This window comes from Cytobacillus sp. NCCP-133, assembly GCF_026011715.1.
Taxonomy (GTDB): domain Bacteria; phylum Bacillota; class Bacilli; order Bacillales; family Cytobacillaceae; genus Cytobacillus.
The window spans coordinates 722,030-736,378 of sequence record NZ_BRVM01000001.1 but is presented as its reverse complement, the minus strand read 5'-3'; the positions used below and the strand labels follow the sequence as shown (position 1 = coordinate 736,378).

14 protein-coding genes and 1 riboswitch are annotated in these 14,349 nt (G+C 42.1%); of the genes, 9 read left to right on the top strand and 5 right to left on the bottom strand.

Annotation, left to right across the window (positions count from 1 at the left end; all coding sequences use genetic code 11):
• The first annotated feature begins 34 nt into the window (after window positions 1-34).
• Together NCCP133_RS03650 and NCCP133_RS03645 are read left to right on the top strand one after the other, a co-directional pair.
• Window positions 35-820 carry an alpha/beta hydrolase family protein gene (locus NCCP133_RS03650; protein ID WP_264803592.1) on the top strand — a complete coding sequence of 262 codons (786 nt, stop codon included), beginning with the start codon at window positions 35-37 and terminating at the stop codon, window positions 818-820.
• Between the two features lie 89 nt (window positions 821-909).
• The gene (locus tag NCCP133_RS03645) at window positions 910-1,152 is read left to right on the top strand and encodes a DUF2584 domain-containing protein (protein ID WP_264803591.1); all 243 of its coding nucleotides are present in this window, start codon (window positions 910-912) and stop codon (window positions 1,150-1,152) included.
• A gap of 521 nt (window positions 1,153-1,673) precedes the next feature.
• Here the strand turns inward: NCCP133_RS03645 and pckA are convergent.
• A complete protein-coding gene (gene pckA, locus NCCP133_RS03640; RefSeq protein WP_264803590.1) occupies window positions 1,674-3,260 on the bottom strand; it encodes a phosphoenolpyruvate carboxykinase (ATP) in 1,587 nt (528 codons plus the stop codon).
• Between the two features lie 250 nt (window positions 3,261-3,510).
• Between pckA and NCCP133_RS03635 the strand changes: the two genes are divergently transcribed.
• The 3 genes from NCCP133_RS03635 (at window position 3,511) to asnB (ending at window position 8,219) form a co-directional block, all read left to right on the top strand.
• On the top strand, window positions 3,511-3,885 hold the full coding sequence (locus tag NCCP133_RS03635) for a thiol-disulfide oxidoreductase DCC family protein (protein ID WP_264803589.1): 375 nt from the start codon (window positions 3,511-3,513) through the stop codon (window positions 3,883-3,885).
• 104 nt (window positions 3,886-3,989) lie between these two features.
• Window positions 3,990-4,107, top strand: a riboswitch (SAM riboswitch).
• A 459-nt stretch (window positions 4,108-4,566) separates the two neighbouring features.
• Window positions 4,567-5,763: a methionine adenosyltransferase gene (gene metK / locus NCCP133_RS03630; protein ID WP_264803588.1), complete on the top strand. Its 1,197-nt coding sequence runs from the start codon at window positions 4,567-4,569 to the stop codon at window positions 5,761-5,763.
• 551 nt (window positions 5,764-6,314) lie between these two features.
• Window positions 6,315-8,219: an asparagine synthase (glutamine-hydrolyzing) gene (asnB, locus tag NCCP133_RS03625; protein WP_264803587.1), complete on the top strand. Its 1,905-nt coding sequence runs from the start codon at window positions 6,315-6,317 to the stop codon at window positions 8,217-8,219.
• Between the two features lie 35 nt (window positions 8,220-8,254).
• Here asnB and NCCP133_RS03620 read toward each other — a convergent pair whose 3' ends face one another.
• Together NCCP133_RS03620 and NCCP133_RS03615 are read right to left on the bottom strand one after the other, a co-directional pair.
• Entirely contained in the window at window positions 8,255-8,893 is a 639-nt protein-coding gene (locus NCCP133_RS03620; protein ID WP_442874231.1) for a C39 family peptidase, read from the bottom strand.
• Between the two features lie 319 nt (window positions 8,894-9,212).
• Window positions 9,213-9,734, bottom strand: a complete 522-nt coding sequence (locus NCCP133_RS03615) for a gamma carbonic anhydrase (protein ID WP_264803586.1) — start codon at window positions 9,732-9,734, stop codon at window positions 9,213-9,215.
• A gap of 166 nt (window positions 9,735-9,900) precedes the next feature.
• Between NCCP133_RS03615 and NCCP133_RS03610 the strand changes: the two genes are divergently transcribed.
• Together NCCP133_RS03610 and NCCP133_RS03605 are read left to right on the top strand one after the other, a co-directional pair.
• The gene (locus tag NCCP133_RS03610; RefSeq protein WP_264803585.1) at window positions 9,901-10,704 is read left to right on the top strand and encodes an alpha/beta hydrolase; all 804 of its coding nucleotides are present in this window, start codon (window positions 9,901-9,903) and stop codon (window positions 10,702-10,704) included.
• Window positions 10,705-10,794: 90 nt separating this feature from the next.
• Entirely contained in the window at window positions 10,795-11,889 is a 1,095-nt protein-coding gene (locus NCCP133_RS03605; protein ID WP_264803584.1) for a tetraprenyl-beta-curcumene synthase family protein, read from the top strand.
• Between the two features lie 29 nt (window positions 11,890-11,918).
• On the opposite strand, the gene NCCP133_RS03600 is transcribed toward NCCP133_RS03605, so the two are convergent.
• On the bottom strand, window positions 11,919-12,491 hold the full coding sequence (locus NCCP133_RS03600) for a tRNA (mnm(5)s(2)U34)-methyltransferase (RefSeq protein WP_264803583.1): 573 nt from the start codon (window positions 12,489-12,491) through the stop codon (window positions 11,919-11,921).
• Window positions 12,488-13,456 carry a TIGR01212 family radical SAM protein gene (locus NCCP133_RS03595; protein WP_264803582.1) on the bottom strand — a complete coding sequence of 323 codons (969 nt, stop codon included), beginning with the start codon at window positions 13,454-13,456 and terminating at the stop codon, window positions 12,488-12,490. Before NCCP133_RS03595 ends, NCCP133_RS03600 begins: the two co-directional genes overlap by 4 nt.
• Window positions 13,457-13,717: 261 nt before the next feature.
• Here NCCP133_RS03595 and NCCP133_RS03590 point away from each other — a divergent pair, with 261 nt between their 5' ends.
• On the top strand, window positions 13,718-13,981 hold the full coding sequence (locus NCCP133_RS03590; protein WP_264803581.1) for a YtzC family protein: 264 nt from the start codon (window positions 13,718-13,720) through the stop codon (window positions 13,979-13,981).
• Between the two features lie 12 nt (window positions 13,982-13,993).
• On the top strand, window positions 13,994-14,176 hold the full coding sequence (locus NCCP133_RS03585; protein WP_264803580.1) for a glycogen biosynthesis protein GlgD: 183 nt from the start codon (window positions 13,994-13,996) through the stop codon (window positions 14,174-14,176).
• Window positions 14,177-14,349: the final 173 nt, after the last annotated feature.

Sequence of the window (14,349 nt, the reverse complement as noted above, 5' to 3'; positions counted from 1 at the left end):
GCCTGGTAACCTATTATAAAAGGGAGATGAGTGCGTGGACTTTGAAAACGGTCAAATCATAAAAAAATACAGATTTCCTTCACCAAATCAAGCCATTGAACTATCAGCTGTGACGTACTATGTGAACGGATTACATATTAAAGGCCTGCTTGCGGAGCCGAAAGGTAAGGAATTGTGTGAAGGTTTCCTCTATTTAAGAGGGGGGATTAAAAATGTCGGCAAAGTGCGCCCAGGGAGGATTGTCCAATTTGCCTGTGAAGGTTTTATTGTGTTTGCACCTTTTTACAGGGGAAACCAGGGAGGAGATGGAAATGAAGATTTTGCAGGTGATGACAGGCAGGATGCATTTGCTGCTTTTATGCTTCTTCAGGAGCATCCTCGGGTAAAAAGAACCCATGTCTTTGGATTCTCGCGCGGCGGCGTAATGGCCCTGCTGACGGCTATCCAATTTCCCGAAGCAGCATCTGTTGTAACATGGGGAGGAGTCAGCGATATGTTCCTTACCTATGTGGAACGCAAGGACCTTCGCCGCATGATGAAACGGGTGATTGGCGGTACCCCGACTAAATTTCCTGACCGATACAAATACAGGACCCCGCTTTTTCAGCTGGAAAAACTTCAGGCGCCAGTCCTCATTATTCATGGAGAACAGGATCAAAATGTTTCGGCAGAGCACTCCTATCGCCTGGAAAAAAGGCTAAAAGCACTCAAAAAAGAAGTGGATAGCTGGTATTTTGAAGACTATACCCATTACTTTCCGCCAGCTGTTAACCGGAAGATCGCTGAAGATTTAACAGCGTGGATGAAGAGCCATGAATAAGAAATGAATTTTTCTTAAGGACTTTCGGAGGGAATGAAGGTGGGGTAAAATAGAGAAAAAGATATTTTTTTAATGAAGGAGAGATACCAATGGGTATGCCTTTAGAGTTAAATACAATGATTGTAACAAAGGGCAGAGAAAAGAGGCTTGATGAGAATTATTTTTCACTTGTCAAAGAAGGGTACAGACTATACCCGCTGGAGATTCCCCTTGAGGTAAAAAGAATAATTGATGGCGATCTTAGCGGTACAGGCATTATTAAAAAAGTAGAATGGGAAAATAATCAGACAATTATTAAGTATCAGCTGGTTGCACTAAATTCAACAAATTAATGAGCGCCTGGACGATATCCGGGCCCTGGCGTTTTTTGCTGATTAAAAATTTCTCCATTAAAACTGTAAGAGGGACTTGATTGCATAAAGTGCAGGCACGTATGAATCGGATGCCCAGGCTTTGACGAGCTTCAGACGTTTGAAAAACATGGTGTTTGGAACTTGAAATTCTTGCTTGGGGATGCTAGGAAAAGATCAATCACGAACACAGCGGAGAATGCGTGTTGGAAGCGAAAGTGTATTACTCGTGCCCGAGCTTGGTGAGGAAATAGGAGGAAAGGAACGAAAGGGTCTAATCGTGCCCGGGTTCGGTGAGGGAACGAGAGAAGGGGAATGAAAGCATACCAATGGTGCCTGTACTCATTCCGAAAAACGGACCAAGGGAACGAATCCCTCCCAATCCAAATAAAAACTCCGTGAAATGATAAGTGAATACAATCAAGAAAGGATCTTCCCAATAAACAAGAAAATTTCATGATCAAAAAAGGAATTGCCGTTTGTGCGGCAATTCCTTTGCTATATTATGCGATTGGTCCGCCTTTTTCTGCGATGTCTGCTGAAACGCTTGTGAACTTTTTAAAGTTTTCGCGGAATTTAGATGCAAGTTCTTTTGCTTTTGTTTCATAAGCAGCCTGGTCAGCCCAAGTTTGGCTTGGCTGAAGGACTTCATCTGGTACACCTGTAACGTGCTGTGGAATTTCAAGGCCAAAGATTGCGTCTTTGATTGTATCCACGCTGTTTAGCTCCCCTTCAAGGGCTGCCTCTATCATTGCGCGTGTGTAAGCAAGCTTCATGCGCTCGCCGGCTCCGTACTCTCCGCCAGTCCATCCAGTGTTTACTAAGAAGACTTTTGCGTTATGCTCATCGATTTTTTCTCCGAGCATTTCAGCGTAGCGGTTTGCAGGAAGAGGTAAGAATGGCGATCCAAAGCATGTAGAGAATGTTGCCTGCGGTGAAGTAATGCCGCGCTCAGTTCCTGCAAGCTTGGAAGTGTAGCCGCTCAAGAAATGGTACATGGCCTGTTCTTTTGATAGTTTCGAGATTGGAGGCAATACGCCAAATGCGTCAGCTGTTAAGAATACAATTGTATTAGGATGTCCGGCTATGCTTGGGTCTACGATATTATCGATCGCCTGAAGCTGGTAGGCCGCACGAGTATTTTCAGTTAATGTACTGTCATCGTAATCTGCCACACGCGTTTCGCTGTGTACCACTACATTTTCCAAAACAGCCCCAAATCGGATAGCATCGAAAATTTGCGGTTCTTTTTCACGTGATAAGTTGATGCATTTTGCGTAGCATCCGCCTTCTATATTGAAGACACCATTTGCAGACCAGCCATGTTCGTCATCACCGATCAACTTGCGGTTAGGATCTGCAGACAGAGTCGTTTTTCCAGTTCCGGATAAACCGAAGAACAAAGCTACATCTCCTTCACGTCCCACGTTTGCAGAACAGTGCATAGGAAGGATTCCGTTCTCTGGCAGCACATAGTTCATCACTGAGAAGATGGACTTTTTCATTTCACCAGCATATTCTGTACCCCCAATTAAAACAGTACGGCGCTCGAATGAAATGATGATGAAAGTTTCGGATTTCGTGCCGTCAACAGCAGGATCTGCTTTGAAGTTAGGAGCCGAAATCACAGTGAACTCAGATTCATGATCCAGAAGCTCATCTTCTGCCGGGCGAATAAATAATTGGTGTGCAAACAGGTTATGCCATGCAAATTCATTGATAACCTGTATTGGCATGCGCTGTTTATTATCGGCACCTGCAAAGCCTTTGAAAACAAAAACTTCTTCTTTTTCTTTTAAGTAGTTTAAAACCTTATTGTATAAGTTGGTAAAAGCTTCTTCTGAGATTGGCTGGTTCACGTTTCCCCAATCAATTTTATCCTTATTTGATGTTTCTTCTACAATGTATTTATCTTTAGGTGAACGTCCTGTATACTTTCCTGTAGTAGCGCGTACCGCACCGGTAGAAGTTAGGGATCCTTCCTTACGGTTTAAGACTTTTTCCACAAGCTGAGGAACAGATAATTGTACTTGAATGTTGCTGCCATTTAATAATTCGCTCAATTCGTTTGATATGCTTACAGAGTTCATCTGATGAATACCTTCCTTTTTTTGATTTTTTTTCTTAATAAATATATATATATATATATATGAAAGTGATTACATCTCAAAATTAGTATAACACATTAAAACAATTAATCTATACTATTGCGATAAATTTTTATCGAATGTTATAAAAAAGTCATAATTGCCCAAAAATCTACATTTAAAAGCTTAATAACCGGTGTATGTTAAAATTGAAGAAAGCGTTAAATTTTGACTTGGGGATGATGGATATAATATGAAGACAATTACCCTATATGATGGAACATGTTCCCTTTGCAAGGAAACCAAACGGATGTCGGAAAAATTGGATTGGCTGAATAAAGTGGAGTGGATATCCCTTCAGGAATATGAAAAAAGCCCAAACTCCTTTTCATTCACGAACCAGGACTTGCGAAAAGAACTTCATATCATTGTCCCTAATGGTAATGTAAAAAAAGGCTATTATGCTGTGAGGAGGCTGCTGCTTCATTTTCCTGCAACCTCGATCGCCAGCATCCTATTATATATCCCTTTTATCGATAAAATAGGAAATCTCTTATATCATTGGGTCGCAAAAAACAGGCATAAATTTCTAAGAAAAAAATGTGATGACGGAAGCTGTTCACTTTAGGCATGGGACCTTGTTTTCTAAAGATGGATTTCAGCTAAAAAATAAACGAAATTTGTTGACAGGTTTCGATGAAATACGGTATGATTCAACCTTGAACGGATACTCTCTTATCCCGAGCTGGTGGAGGGACAGGCCCTATGAAACCCAGCAACCTGCTTAAAAGGCAATACTCAGCAAAGGTGCTAACCTGACGCAAGGACGTAATTCCTTGAACGATAAGAGTGAAAGGCGCGAATCGATTTGCTTTCAACCTTTTCACTATTGAGAAGGTTTTTTATTTTTTACCCAGCTCAAGCACCCAGCCCTCAATGGTCTACACATTCCCTTATAAAAGGCAAAAAAACGCCTTCCTCCAGGGAGTGTCTTATGCTTATCAGATTTGCACAGAATGTGCTGATTTCGGCGTTCGCCACAGGACGTGGCGGATTTTAGCCGATGTTACCTGTCGGGTGCTGGCGCTTTTACAGCAATGAAATGAACGGCTTTTGGAATGTACTATCTATGTGAGTTTTTGGCCACAGTTTCCAGTTTTCTTAATAAAAACTCCATGTTTATTTCATACTACTAAGGGAATGAGTTCCGTATCAAACAGAGATCCTTGAAATGGCAGGAAAAAGTTATCTTGGCCGCTTCTCCATTTCTGCTTCTCGCTCAATTTTCTATTTATAAGGAGGAAGCCAGATGTCAACAAAGCGTCGTTTGTTTACTTCTGAATCAGTTACTGAAGGTCATCCGGATAAAATCAGTGACCAAATTTCTGATGCAATCTTAGATGCAATTTTAGCTAAAGATGCCAATGCCCGCGTTGCTGCAGAAACTTCTGTAACAACAGGTCTTGTATTAGTTGCAGGTGAAATCACAACATCTACATACGTAGATATTCCAAAAATCGTTCGTGAAACGGTAAAAGATATCGGGTATACTCGGGCAAAATATGGTTTCGACTCTGAAACTTGTGCTGTATTAACTTCCATTGACGAGCAATCAGCTGATATCGCAATGGGTGTTGACCAGGCGCTGGAAGCACGTGAAGGAAAAATGAGCGATGAGGAAATCGAAGCAATCGGTGCAGGAGACCAGGGTCTAATGTTTGGTTTTGCCTGCAACGAAACGAAAGAGCTTATGCCTCTTCCGATTTCTTTAGCACATAAATTATCCCGCCGCCTGACTGAGGTGCGCAAAGAAGAAATTCTTCCTTACCTCCGTCCGGACGGAAAAACACAGGTAACCGTTGAGTATGATGAAAATGACAAGCCGGTTCGCATTGATACGATTGTTATTTCTACTCAGCATCACCCTGAAATCAGCCTGGAGCAAATCCAGCGCAACCTGAAAGAACATGTCATCAATCCGGTTGTTCCAAAAGGACTAATCGATGAGGATACAAAATACTTCATCAACCCAACAGGCCGTTTCGTAATCGGAGGTCCTCAAGGGGACGCAGGCTTAACCGGCCGCAAAATCATCGTTGATACTTACGGCGGTTATGCACGCCATGGCGGCGGCGCATTTTCCGGTAAGGATCCTACAAAAGTTGACCGTTCTGCTGCTTATGCTGCACGTTATGTAGCGAAAAACATAGTCGCTGCAGGGCTGGCTGAGAAAGTAGAAGTTCAGCTTGCCTATGCGATTGGAGTAGCACAGCCTGTATCGATCTCTGTAGATACATTCGGTACTGGAAAAGTAGGCGAAGATGTACTTGTTGACCTTATCAGAAAGCATTTTGACCTTCGCCCTGCCGGCATTATCAACATGCTTGATCTGCGCCGCCCAATTTATAAGCAAACGGCTGCATACGGCCATTTTGGACGTACAGATGTTGATCTTCCATGGGAGCGTACGGACAAAGCAGAAATTCTTCGTTCTGAAGCACAATAGAAAAACAGAACCACCTTGCTCACGAAGGAACGCAGACTAGGAATGCCACGTTCTGTGGCAACGTCTGCATGACCCGCATCCTTGGGAACTCAAGCACAAGACGGTTCCTGTAAGAAGGTGTATTTCCTTCTGGAGGGGATTGGCTTATGATCCCCGAGTCCCTAGGAGCCGCAACTAGACAAATTTGTGACCTCGAGGTGGTAGGCTGCTTGCGCTAGACAGCTATCAACGTTCGAAATTTTCTGCTTTCTTAACTTTTAAAAAAAGCGGGAGTTGCATATTACATGTAACTTCCGCTTTTTTTTTACGTCTTTATACATAAAGGTGAAAATTGCCCGTTTAGGGTCTTTCTGCCCTTTAGGTGTTTATCAAATTATGTTATCGTATAAACTTCTGATAATAGCTTTAATTTCCTCAGGTACTTTTTTTCATATTCCACGTGCTAATTTTAAATGATTAGTGGTAGTATTATAGGGTATGTTTTCTAGAAGCAGAGGACCCGTAAAAGGGCTTTTAAATATGAAAAAAGAATGGAGTAGGTGACGTACATAATGTGTGGTTTTATTGGTTGTGTACATGAAAAAACGCAAAATTACCGTGAAGCAGATAAAGAGCAATTCCAAAATATGAATGATATCATTACCCACCGCGGACCTGATGATTCAGGATATTACTTTGATGACCATATCCAATTCGGATTCCGCCGTTTAAGCATTATTGATATAGAGAGCGGGCATCAGCCGCTAACGTATGAAGATGAGCGTTATTGGATTATTTTTAACGGGGAAATCTACAACTATGTGGAACTTCGTGAAGAACTTCTCCAAGCAGGCTTAAGCTTTGAAACAAGTTCTGATACAGAAGTTATTATTGCCCTTTACAGCCATTTAAAAGAGAAGGCTGTTGAAAGGCTTCGCGGCATGTTCGCTTTTGTTATCTGGGATAAACAGGATCAGTCATTATACGGAGCAAGGGATTCATTCGGGATTAAGCCTTTCTTTTACTATGACAATGGAGATCGCACTTTCTTTGGTTCAGAAAAGAAAAGCATCCTTTTGGCTTTGCAAAATGATGTATTGAATTACGACTCTCTTCAGCATTATTTGACTTACCAATTTGTACCCGAACCGAACACGATGTCAGAAGGAATCCAAAAACTTGAGCCGGGTCACTATTTTATGAAAAAAATAGGCGCCCCAATGGATATCAGACGCTTTTGGAAGGCAGCCTTTAAACCAGTGAAAAAATCGGAAGCAGATTATACGAAGGAAATTAAAGATGTCTTATTTGATTCGGTTAAAATGCATATGCGTGCCGATGTTCCAGTTGGTTCATTCCTATCCGGCGGAATCGATTCTTCGATCATTGCTTCGATTGCAAAAGAATTCCATCCTGCTATTAAAACCTTTTCCGTAGGCTTTGAGAGAGATGGCTTTAGCGAGGTAGATGTAGCGAAAGAAACGGCTGAAAAGCTGGGTGTTGAAAATATCAGCTACATTATTTCACCTGAAGAATACATGAGTGAAATTCCAAAAATCATGTGGCATATGGATGATCCGCTTGCTGACCCAGCCTGTGTGCCTTTATATTTTGTAGCTAGAGAAGCGCGCAAGCATGTGACAGTAGTTCTATCCGGTGAAGGTGCCGATGAGCTGTTTGGCGGCTATAATATTTACCGTGAGCCGCAGTCGCTTGAAGTCTTCAATAAAATTCCCGCAATCGGCAAGAAGCTGTTGAGAATGATCGCAAACATGATGCCGGAAGGAATGAAGGGCAAAAGCTTTATCGAACGCGGCGTCACACCGATGGAAGAACGCTATATCGGGAATGCAAAAATGTTTACGGAAGAAGAGAAGCATCATTTGCTTCATGTATACAAGGATGGCTTAAAATATACTGATGTCACAAAGCCGCTTTATGAAGAAAGCAGAGGCTATGACCCGGTTGATCGCATGCAGTATATTGATATTCATACATGGATGCGCGGAGATATCCTATTAAAAGCGGATAAAATGACGATGGCTCATTCTCTGGAACTTCGAGTCCCTTTCCTTGACAAAGAAGTGTTCAAAGTAGCTTCTCAAATACCGACTAGTTTGAAAACAGCTAATGGCACAACGAAATACATTCTTCGGAAAGCAGCAGAAGGTGTTGTTCCTGATCATGTGCTGAACCGCAAAAAGCTGGGATTCCCGGTACCAATCCGCCACTGGCTAAAAGACGAAATGAACGATTGGGCTAAAAATATCATCCGTGAAAGCAATGTGGATCATTTAATCAATAAAGAGTATGTTTTAAGGCTTCTTGAAGACCATTGCCAGGACAAAGCAGATAACAGCCGCAAAATCTGGACTGTTCTAATGTTCATGGTTTGGCACCAGGTTTATGTTGAAAAGAAATATTCCTTTGAAAGAGAGTATTTGCTGAATAAAGACCTTCAGCCTCTAAAAGGTTAAAAAAACGTCCATCAGGGTTATCTGGTGGACGTTTTTCAATGAGGAAGATAAGTAAAAGCTTGTCTTTCCATCTGGACCCAGGCTTCCTCGAAGTCTTGGATGGATGCTGCTTTATTTTTTTCGCCGGTGAGCGGATCATTGAAATACATAAATTCCTGGTCATAGCCTGTCACTAAAACAGAATGCTCTTTATAGGTAATCTCAATTTCACCCTTTGGCGTATGCCATGTTTGGAAGAATTCATCTGAAAGCTTTTTGTAAGCTGTATTCGTAATGACCCAAATAGGCCTTCCATCCGATAGATGGGTTTTTATATCTTTAAAATCGGATCCGGTAAGGTCCAGAATAGAACCTGGCATGTAGTTCTCAGCCAGCTCTTTTACAGGCTTATGGTAAACGCCTAATCCTGGATTATCAAATGAGTACATATCGCCTACAAACCCATCATTTGGATGTCCAAAGTGAATTTTGCCATTTTCAATTTTATATGTTTCGGGATTTTTCTTTATTTCTTTTGCAAGAGTGAGCTTGTCAGCCTGGATTCCTGCATGCTGGAGAAGCATGGATAGGCTTGTCACTTCACAACCTCTTGGCAGTTCAGGAAATTGGTTAATAACTGGTGCATCGATAAGTGTTTCTTCCTTCATCGTCATAACAGCTGTATTGTGTTCCATGAAAGTACCGGTTTTTTTACCGGTTCATTTACCCATAAGAATAGCTGAGCAAACGCTGAAACTGGACGGCTTTGGCTCAGGCTATCATACACAAATGCAGCGGAGATCAGAATAAAGATGGATAAAAATATTGGCGCTGTTTTTAGCAGTGACTTTCTGAAAATCACAATTAAAAATAGAAAAGTCACTAGGGTAGCTGCATATAAAGACAATTTCATCACCCGCCATTTCGGTCCCTTACATTTATTATCGGCAGCATTCTAACCGAATTTAATTTTTATTGCTTCATTCACTTTAGATAGGGAATAGGTTAGAAGAGTTATTTATCAGCATTCTGCAAAGACTTATAGTATTGCCCTTTTTCGGCATATTCCCTGCTGATCCGTTCCATATCCTGAATATCATCCGGAGTCAATTTCCGGATCACCTTTGCGGGTCTTCCAAAGGCAAGCGTGTTTGGCGGTATTTTTTTTCCCTGCGGAATTAGGCTGCCAGCGCCAATAAAAGCCCCCTCGCCAATTTCTGCGTTGTCTAGTACAATAGAGCCCATCCCGATTAAGGCTTTCTTTCGGATTATACAGCTATGCAGGATCACCTGATGGCCCACTGTGACTTCATCTTCTAATATTAATGGGTTATTGGGACTTTGGTGCAGAACGGAATTGTCCTGGATATTGACTTTTTTGCCGATGATTGTTGGTGCAACATCCCCTCGGATAACCGTGTTAAACCATACACTGGATTCCTCGCCGATTTCTACATCACCGGTAATGGTAGTAAAATCAGCAATAAATGCCGAATCAGCAATTTTAGGCTCTTTATCTTTGTATGGATAGATCATGTTTGAACACTCCTGTATGTAGTTTGGTTATTTTGATTCTATCATAAGAATCCATTTAAGGTTATTTCCGCAAAGTGAAATACGGGTTTGATTCATGAACATTTTAAGCATCTAGGCTATAATATATGTACATAAGGCAGTTCGAAAAGGGCTAGGAGGATTGACTATGTGGAAGTGGGAAACTGAAGGAGAAGCAAAGGGCGTTATTGTTATGGTGCATGGGGCAATGGAGCATCACCGCCGCTACGGCTGGCTGATTGAAATGTGGCGCTTGGCTGGTTTCCATGTCATCATGGGAGATCTTCCGGGCCAGGGCATGACAACCAGGTCTAGAAGGGGCCATATTGATTCTTTTGATGAGTATATACTTGAATTGAAAGATTGGATCCAGGCTGCGTATGAATTCGAATTGCCTATTTTTCTTTTGGGTCATAGTATGGGCGGATTGATTGCAATTCGATTGCTTCAAGAGGAGAAAATGAATTTAGCGGGCGTCATCCTTTCATCGCCTTGTCTGGGCCTTATCAAACAGCCTTCCAAATTCCTTAACTTTTTATCGCTTGGGCTCAATTCAGTCGTGCCAAGCCTTAAAATGGATGCCGGCTTATCCGTCGAAATGGCAACGAGAAACCAGGATGTACGTGATGCTGATTTAAATGACTCCCTCTATGTAACCAAGGTCTCCGTCAGATGGTACCGTGAGCTTGTGGCTGCCATCAAGCTGGCTTTTGAAAACCTTAATAAAATCCAGGATGTCCCGCTTCTTGTCTTGCAGGGAGGGGATGATAAAATTGTCAATAAAACCACTGTCAGGGACTGGTTCAACATGGCGCCATTCTCCGAAAAAAGGTTCAAAGAATGGCCAAAGTGCTATCATGAAGTTTTTAATGAACCTGAGCGTGAAGAAGTATTTGAATATGCGAAGGATTTTGTTAACAGCCAATTAAAAGCTTTAGGCTATGTTGTTTGATTGGAAGTTACGTTAAATGGTCAAATGTAAGTGATTGAAGCAGCAACTACCCAAGCAAATTACCCTGTACAAAAGGAGGTATGGTCATTCATGAGTGTCCCTTCCATGCCAATTAGTTTGATGTCATATGTTTATCGAAAGGTTCTGCCTGCAGTGCATAAAGAACTAACCTATTGGAAGAGCCGTGCTGAAGCAATTCCTGATCCGGAGTTACGGAAACAAGCTCTTGCCAGCATCGAGCATAAAACCTTCCACTGTGAAGGCGGAGCGATTATGTCTTTAATGGCCAAGGAAAAATACGTTGAAGCAATTAAGTTTATTGTTGCTTATCAGACCATCAGCGATTATCTTGATAATCTGTGTGACCGCAGCACCTCACTGGATCCAGAGGATTTTGCTGCGCTCCATGAATCAATGGAGGATGCGCTGAATACCGAGGCAACCAGCAAGAATTATTACCGTCTAAGAAGTGAGCAGGATGATGGAGGCTATCTGTCAGATCTGGCAGCCGCCTGCCGGGAAGTGCTTTCAGGTTTGGAACATTATCCGCATATAAAAAGCCATCTGCTGGAGTTATGCCGCTATTATTGCGATTTACAAATACATAAACATGTGATGGTGGAGGAGAGGGTTCCCCGCCTCCAAAGCTGGTTCGATCAATATCGGTCAGACATTCCCGAAATGGAGTGGTATGAGTTTTCGGCCTGTTCGGGATCGACACTAGGCATTTTTTGCCTAGTCTCTTATGCCTTAAGAGATGACTTTCAACGGGAGCACGCCATTAATATCCGCAATGGGTATTTTCCATATATCCAGGGCCTTCACATTCTTCTCGATTATCTGATTGACCAGGAAGAGGACAGGGCAGGCGGCGATTTAAACTTCTGTTTTTATTATGAAAATGAAGAAAAGCTTTTTTCACGGCTTAGGCATTTTATTCTCGAAGCAGATAAGCATACTGAAAAGCTTCCCCATAAACATTTTCATAAGCTGATCAATCGCGGGCTGCTGGGCATTTATCTATCTGATGAAAAAGTAAGAAAGCAGCAGAATGTTCGAAGATTAGCGAAAAGCATGATCAAAACAGGCGGACTGGTTAGTTACTTCTTTTATATAAATGGCCGGGCTTACCGTGCAGTGCAGAAATGGGTGCCTGCCGGTGTTTCTAAAGCTTTCATCAAATAAAGCCTGCTTTTTAGCAGGCTTTTTGCATTTCACCGTTTTTCAATTGCTACAATAAACGGCGGATTATTCTTTTGATTGATAAATTGATATTGCAGGACGTGCACAAGACTTTGATCCAGCTGCTTGACAAACCGGAGTAAATAATCCCGCTCAACAGCACCTTCAATATGGCCATGATAAATAACTAAAAGGATGATTCCTTCAGGTGCCATCACCTCTAATAACTGGTCAATAGCAGAAATCGTCGTTTGCGGCCGGGTAACAATGGATTTATCTCCGCCAGGCAAATAGCCTAAATTGAAGATAGCAGCGGTTATTTTTCCATGATGGACAGGAGGGACATTCTCAAGAATCAATTCATGCCCTGAGTGAAAAAGCGTTGCCCTGTCGGCTAGTTCTTGAACCGTCAGGCGAGCATTTGTGGTTAGGACTGCCTCTTCCTGAATGTCAAACCCATAAACTCTTCCGTTTGGTCCGACTAAATTAGCCAAAAATACGGTGTCGTGCCCATTTCCTAAAGTGGCATCGATAACGATGTCTCCTGGCGAAACTGCTTTTTCCAGCAGCTGCCTCGCAAAAGGTAATATTCGTTCAAGCTTCATGACAATGCCTCCAATTGGCCTGGTTGATAAAATTTCCCCTGCCAGCTGTTTCTTCGCTTTAATTCAGCATCAATGCTATTGAGGACCTCCCATTTATTAACGCTCCACATCGGTCCGATCATCAAATCAATCGGCCCATCGCCTGTGATGCGATGAACAATGATTTCCGGAGGTAAAATCTCCAGCTGATCGCATACTAAATTTACATACTCCGCAAGAGACAGGAACTCAAGCATGCCTTTTTCAAATTGCTTTACCATTGGCGTTCCTTTTAATAAATGGAGAAGATGAATCTTAATTCCCTGAACATCCAGCTTTGCGACTTTCCTGGCTGTTTCCATCATCATTTCCGGCGTTTCAAGCGGCAGGCCATTAATAATATGAGTACAAACCCGAATATTATGCTTTCTGAGTTTGTTTACACCTTCTACATAGCATTGGTAGTCATGGGCACGGTTAATCAGCAGGGCTGTACGCTCATGGATAGTCTGCAATCCCAATTCTACCCAAAGGTACGTTCTTTCGTTAAGCTCTGCAAGGTATTCCACTACATCATTTGGTAGACAGTCAGATCGAGTCGCGATTGACAGGCCGACAACCCCTTCCTGCCCGAGCACTCTTTCATACTTTTCACGAAGCACTTCTACAGGTGCATGTGTGTTGGTGAAAGCCTGAAAATACGCCATATACTTAGAGTCTTTCCATTTGTAATGCATTTTTGTTTTTATTTCGCCGAATTGCGTTTCCAAATCATCTGCACGGTTTCCGGCAAAATCTCCGGAGCCTGCCGCACTGCAAAATGTACAGCCGCCATAAGCTACTGTGCCATCCCGGTTCGGACAGTCAAATCCGCCGTCCAGTGCGACCTTGAACACCTTATGGCCGAATTCATTCCGCAAATGATAATTCCACGTATGATAGCGTTTATGATCAGTTGCATATGGAAATGGATTGGGTTTATCCATGCCTATTTCCCCCTTTTAAAGATCTATATCGAAAGGTTTTTTAGGAGCTTTTTAGAAAAATGGTGCCTGCTGAATAGCAAAACCATTAGCAATGCTTGTATTAAAAAAATTAATTTTAACATGATTAATCTTAACATGAGGCAATTCCGTATCCAAGGGGAATTGGCAGGAAATAGGGTAGTAAGGATGGCGGAAAATGAACAAACTAATACATGAAGCATGCATGCTTCTATACCCATTCTTTAAGGAGGGGAACCTTTAATGGCAACTCGTGAATCGATGGATACACTCTTACAGCAATGTGAGGATGCGATCCGTTTTGCACAGGAGCAGTTCGAAGCCGGGCGGACTCAGGAACACTACAATGATGACGGTTATTCCAATGCTCTTCAATATTTGGAAGCTGCGTATAATGATATAACCCAAATGGCTCATAGTGCTAATTCCCAGCAGCGCGAACAGCTTCATCGAATGAGGCTTCAGCTGCAGCAGCTCCAAAATCAGATGATTATACTTCCTCATTAAGGAGTGTTCGATTTGGTTAAAAAACGTTCTAAGCAAAATAATCCTGAGCAAAAAACACGTAATGGGATTAATAACCAGGATCTCGAACTTGGGCATGAATTTGATGCTGTGAAGCAATCAAAAAAGAAATATGAAAAAACTGGCGGACAGCCAGTCAAATCAAAGTTCCATCCGGAACCGGAACAATCCTCCTAAAATAGAACATGGAAATGCCCCGATGCCTCTGCGTATCGGGGTTTTAATTAGTCTGAAATAGCGGAATTATTCTGTCTATAAAAAACGGATAAAAACCTATTGCAAGGACAGGAAAAAACATCTAAAATTATTTTGGATTTCGAAATATAAGTCTCTGGGGCAGCTGTCCTCAG